This is a genomic window from Micromonospora thermarum, from assembly GCF_012034245.1.
Lineage (GTDB): Bacteria > Actinomycetota > Actinomycetes > Mycobacteriales > Micromonosporaceae > Micromonospora > Micromonospora thermarum.
This window is the reverse complement of record NZ_JAATEO010000072.1, coordinates 1-4,831: the sequence shown is the minus strand read 5'-3', so window position 1 is coordinate 4,831 and position 4,831 is coordinate 1. Positions and strand designations below refer to the sequence as shown.

Below are 4,831 nucleotides of genomic sequence, written 5' to 3'. Positions count from 1 at the left end.
CTTCCACTACGCCCAGTGGGAAACCCAGGCCGCCGACCTCGTCGCCGAGCACTGGAACAGCTGACCCCCGGCACAACACAGGCTTTCCTCACAGGGGGAAACACGCCGCTGGCCGGTACCCGAACCCGGGTGCCGGCCAGCGGCGTCTGCACACACACCTTGGTGATCGACTCGACATTCCTGATGTCGGGGTGTCACCGACGCTCGGACACCCCGACATGCAGCAAGCCGAGTCGATCAACGGTGTGGGTGCGGGGTGTCGGGCCGAGACCGCCACCACAACTCCATGATCGGCGCGGGCCCTGAGGCCGCGACTGAGATCGGGCCGCAACCGGTCGACGCCCGCCCAGCCCCGGCGTCCTGACCGTGCGGGCGGGCGGAGTCGGACCGGTTCAGGGGTGGGGCCCGCCGTGACCGGCGCAGGGATCAAGCCTGACCGCCCGGAGCCGGGCACGGCGGGCCCCACCCCACCGCCGCAACCTCATGATCAACAGGGCGAGACCTCGGGGTGGGCGTCAGGGGCGCGGATCGGGTGCGCTGAGGGTCAGCAGGAGCGGGGCCGTCTGGTCGTCGAGGCGTACGCCGTCGAGCACGGCCAGGAAGGCGGCCTGGGCCCGGCGCAGCTCCCCGCGGAGGCGGCAACCGGCGACCAGCGGGCACGCCGATTCCGGTGCGCCCCACTGGCGGATCACCGTCAAGCGGGTACGCGGTACCGCCGGCACGCCCGACGGCATGGTGTCCACGTTCCTGCACGAGCGGGTGAGCGCCGGCGACACGCTCCGGCTCAGCCCGCCGTTCGGTGAGGTCAGCGCGATCGGCGACGCCGGACCGCTGCTGCTGGTCAGCGCGGGCATCGGCCTCACCCCGGCGATGGCGGCCCTGGAGCACCTGGCGGCGACCGAGCCGGAGCGGGAGGTGGTACTCGTGCACGCCGACCAGGCCGCCGCCGCCCACGCCCGCCGCGCCGAGCTGCCCGGGCTCCAGGACCGGCTGCCGAACCTGTCGGTGCGGCTGTGGTACGAGGATGCCGCCGATGGCGAGCTGACCGGGTTGACGGCGGAGGTCGCCACGGGCCTCGTCGACCCGAACCTGATCCCGCTCTCCCCCGAGGCGCACGTGCACCTCTGCGGGCCGGCGCCCTTCATGAGCAGGGTCCGGGGTGGACTCCTGCGCCGGGGCGTCCCGTCGGATCGGATCGCGTACGAGGTGTTCGGCCCGGGCATGCTCCCCGACTGACAGCCGCACCCCCGGCAACGCGACCACGCCGTGCCGTCAGGGGCGGACGGCGGTGCCGAGCACGTGCGGCGTGGGGGGCAGCGGGATCGCCGTCTCCGGGAACGGGAAGTGGTCCAGTTCCGTGATGTGGAAGCCGGCCTCCCGGATCGCCGCCACCGTGTCGCGGCCGGTGTGGCAGCCGCCGCACACCAGTGGCCAGACGGTCGCGTCGACCACCCGCTGCACCCGGCGCAGGCCGGGGCTCTGCGCGCGTACGTGTTCGAAGAAGCGCACCTGCCCGCCGGGCCGTAGGACCCGGCGGGCCTCGCGCAGCGCGGCGGCCTGATCGGGGATCGAGCAGAGCACCAGGGACAGGACGACGGCGTCGGCGTCCCCGTCCGCCACCGGGAGGTCCTCCGCCATCCCGTCCACGACCTCCACCGGCACGGGGGCGGACGCGGCGGCGACGCGCGCCGCCTCCCGCAGCCGGGGCTCGGGTTCGACGGCCAGCACCTGGTCGACGCCCGGCGGGTAGTGCGCGAAGGCGCGCCCGTTGCCCGCGCCGACCTCGACCACCTGGCCACTCAGGCCGGCGACGAGCCGGCGCCGGTGCGCGGCCGCCCCGGCGCGGTCCATCGCGTCGGTCGCTCGTGGATACATCCAGGCGAAGAATGGACGGGAGAAGCGGGACATCGATCCCTCCGAACGTCGACGGGCGGACCTGACCGGGCCTCCGCAGGGTAACCCCCGGCGACCAGGCACTCCGCGATCAGCGATCACTGCCTGTTGACCGGATGTGACCATGTGTCGACCAAACTCCACACGCGACGGACCGGTGTGTCCGGAGAAGTCGATGATCTACAGGTTAGAGGGAGAAGCCGAGGGTAGGGGACGTGTATGCGCGTCCTTGGAATCAACGCGATCTTCCACGACCCGGCGGCTGCCCTCGTGGTCGACGGCCGGGTGGTGGCCGCTGCCGAAGAGGAGCGGTTCAGCCGTCGCAAGCACGGGAAGCGTCCCGTGCCCTTCTCCGCGTGGGAGCTCCCGGAGTTCTCCGCCGCCTGGTGCCTCGCCAGCGCCGGGCTCGACGTCGACGACCTCGATGCCGTCGCCTACTCGTTCGACCCGGGCCTGTGCCGCCCGGCGGAGAGCCTCGGACTCGCCGACCCCTGGGACTGGCTGCGCGTCGAGTACGCGCAGCGCGCCCCGCAGTTCCTCGCCGCCGCCCTGCCCGGCCTCGATCCGGCGAAGGTGCGGTTCGTCCCGCACCACGTGGCGCACGCCGCCTCCGCCGGGCTGGCCGCCCCACCGGGGGGCGACGACACCGCCGTGCTGGTGCTCGACGGGCGCGGCGAGGTGGCGAGCCACCTCGCCGGCGTCTACGCCGACGGCCGGCTCAAGCCCCTGTACGCGCAGGAGCTGCCGCACTCCCTCGGGCTGCTCTACGAGGACCTGACCCGCCACCTGGGCTTCCTGCACTCCAGCGACGAGTACAAGGTGATGGCGCTCGCCTCGTACGGCGAGCCGAAGCACCTCGGCCTGCTCCGCGACCTGGTCCGGGTCACTCCGGAGGGCGGCTTCCACGTCGAGCGCATCGACTGGGCGGGCCTCGCCAAGCCGCGGACCGCGGACGGCGAGATGACCGGCGACCACGCCGACCTGGCCGCCAGCGTGCAGGCCCGGCTGGAGGAGGTCATCCTCGACCTGGCCCGCTGGGTGTACGACGCCTCCGGCGGCGCCTCCACCATCGCGATGGCCGGCGGCGTGGCCCTGAACTACGTGGCCAACGCGCGGCTCGCCGCGCAGGGCCCGTTCCGGCACGTCTGGGTGCAGCCGGCGGCCGGCGACTCGGGCACGGCGCTCGGCGCCGCCCTGCACGTCGCCCGTGACCTCGGTGACCGGTCGGTGCCGATGGGCGGCGCGGACCTGGGTCGCGGCTGGTCGGACGAGGAGCTGGAGGCCGAGCTGCGCCGGGCGGCGCTGCCGTACGTCCGGCCCGACTCGATCGCCGCCGAGGCGGCCCGGGTGCTCGCCGGCAACGGCATCGTCGCCTGGTTCCAGGGCCGCAGCGAGTACGGTCCCCGCGCGCTCGGCCACCGGTCGCTGCTCGCCCACCCCGGTGACCAGGCCACCACCGCCCGGATGAACGACGTGAAGGGCCGGGAGCAGTTCCGGCCGATCGCCCCGATGGTCCGCGCCGAGCGGGCCGCCGAGATCTTCGAGGGTGTCTTCCCCAGCCCGTACATGCTCTTCGTGCACAACGTGAAGCCGGAGTGGCGGGACCGCATCCCGGCGGTCACCCACGTCGACGGCACCGCGCGGGTGCAGACCGTGCACGCCGACACCGAACCGCTGGTCGCGGAGATGCTGGCCGAGTTCGACCGGCTCACCGGACTCCCGGTGGTGGTGAACACCTCCCTGAACACCGCCGGGCGGCCGATGGTCGACACGCCCCGCGAGGCGATGGAGCTGTTCGGCTCCGCACCGGTGGAGCTGCTGGCGATGGGCCCGTTCGCGGTGCGGCGCGGCGCGCTGGGCGGTGCCCGGTGATCAGCGTCGTGGTGCCGACGCTCGGCCGGCCGAGCCTCGCGGTGCTCCTCGACGCGCTCGCCGCACAGGTCGACGAGCTGCCCGATCCGGAGATCCTCCTGGTCGACGACCGGGGCGACACCGCCGGTGAGCTGGCGGTGCCGGGGGCGCTGTCCGCGTACGCGAAGGTGCTGACCGGGCCCGGCGCGGGCCCGGCGGCGGCCCGCAACCTGGGCCGGCGCGCCGCCCGCTCCCCCTGGATCGTCTTCCTGGACGACGACGTGGTGCCGGCGGCGGACTGGGCCCGCCGGCTGGTCGCGGACCTCGCGGTCGGTGACCGGGTCGGCGGCGTGCAGGGCCGCGTCGAGGTGCCGCTGCCGGCGGACCGCCGCCCCACGGACTGGGAGCGCGGGACCGCCGGGCTCGCCGTCGGCGCGTGGATCACGGCGGACATGGCGTACCGGCGGGCGGCGCTGGCCGAGGTCGCCGGGTTCGACGAGCGGTTCCCCCGGGCCTACCGGGAGGACGCCGAGCTGGCCCACCGGGTCCGGCGCGCGGGTTGGAACCTGGTCCGCGGGCAGCGGTCGGTGACCCATCCGGTCCGCCCCGAGGACCGCTGGGTGAGCCTGCGCGTGCAGCGCGGCAACGCCGACGACGCGCTGCTGCGCCGCCTGTACGGGCCGACCTGGCGCGAGGACCTGGACCTGCCGCCGGGCCGCCGGCCCCGGCACGTCGCGGTGACCGCCGCCGGTGCCGTCGCGGTGGTCGCCGCCGCGCTGTCGCGCACCACCACGGGTACGCCCCGACGGGTGCTCGGCGCGGTCGCGGCGGCCGGCGCGGCGGGCTGGGCGGCCGGCACGGCGGAGTTCGCCGGCGCCCGCATCGCGCCCGGGCCGCGTACCGCCGACGAGGTGACCACGATGCTGCTGACCAGCGCTCTGATCCCGCCGCTGGCGGTGACCCACTGGCTGCGCGGCTGGTGGCGAGCGCGAGGGGAACGTCCCGGGGCGGCGGGTTGATGTTTGAGCCGTCACTTGCCAGGGGCAACAGATGCCGCATGGAAATCAACCCGGACGGTCCATGCCTC

Annotated in this window: 4 protein-coding genes and 1 pseudogene; 3 read left to right on the top strand and 2 right to left on the bottom strand. The window is 74.7% G+C overall.

What is annotated here, in order from left to right; all coding sequences use genetic code 11:
* Nucleotides 1-515 precede the first annotated feature (515 nt).
* Nucleotides 516-734, bottom strand: a complete 219-nt coding sequence (locus HCJ94_RS30670) for a helix-turn-helix domain-containing protein (RefSeq protein ID WP_240944608.1) — start codon at nucleotides 732-734, stop codon at nucleotides 516-518.
* Here HCJ94_RS30670 and HCJ94_RS29150 point away from each other — a divergent pair.
* Nucleotides 670-1,236 (top strand): annotated as a pseudogene (locus tag HCJ94_RS29150) (ferredoxin reductase domain-containing protein); the annotation flags it as partial. The gene HCJ94_RS30670 and the pseudogene HCJ94_RS29150 overlap by 65 nt on opposite strands.
* 36 nt (nucleotides 1,237-1,272) lie before the next feature.
* Here HCJ94_RS29150 and HCJ94_RS29145 read toward each other — a convergent pair.
* A complete protein-coding gene (locus HCJ94_RS29145) occupies nucleotides 1,273-1,875 on the bottom strand; it encodes a class I SAM-dependent methyltransferase (protein ID WP_240944607.1) in 603 nt (200 codons plus the stop codon).
* 237 nt (nucleotides 1,876-2,112) lie between these two features.
* Between HCJ94_RS29145 and HCJ94_RS29140 the strand changes: the two genes are divergently transcribed.
* Both HCJ94_RS29140 and HCJ94_RS29135 read left to right on the top strand, forming a co-directional pair.
* Nucleotides 2,113-3,765, top strand: coding sequence for a carbamoyltransferase family protein (locus HCJ94_RS29140; protein ID WP_168004207.1), 1,653 nt, complete (start codon nucleotides 2,113-2,115; stop codon nucleotides 3,763-3,765).
* Complete coding sequence (locus tag HCJ94_RS29135; protein ID WP_168004206.1) at nucleotides 3,762-4,763, top strand: glycosyltransferase family 2 protein; 1,002 nt, start codon at nucleotides 3,762-3,764, stop codon at nucleotides 4,761-4,763. The genes HCJ94_RS29140 and HCJ94_RS29135 overlap by 4 nt, the downstream gene beginning before the upstream one ends.
* Nucleotides 4,764-4,831 lie beyond the last annotated feature (68 nt).

Bases quoted from the DNA above. Each gene is read 5' to 3' on its own strand.
- HCJ94_RS30670 (WP_240944608.1), bottom strand. From the start codon at position 734: ATGCCGTCGGGCGTGCCGGCGGTACCGCGTACCCGCTTGACGGTGATC.
- HCJ94_RS29140 (WP_168004207.1), top strand. From the start codon at position 2,113: ATGCGCGTCCTTGGAATCAACGCGATCTTCCACGACCCGGCGGCTGCC.
- HCJ94_RS29145 (WP_240944607.1), bottom strand. From the start codon at position 1,875: ATGTATCCACGAGCGACCGACGCGATGGACCGCGCCGGGGCGGCCGCG.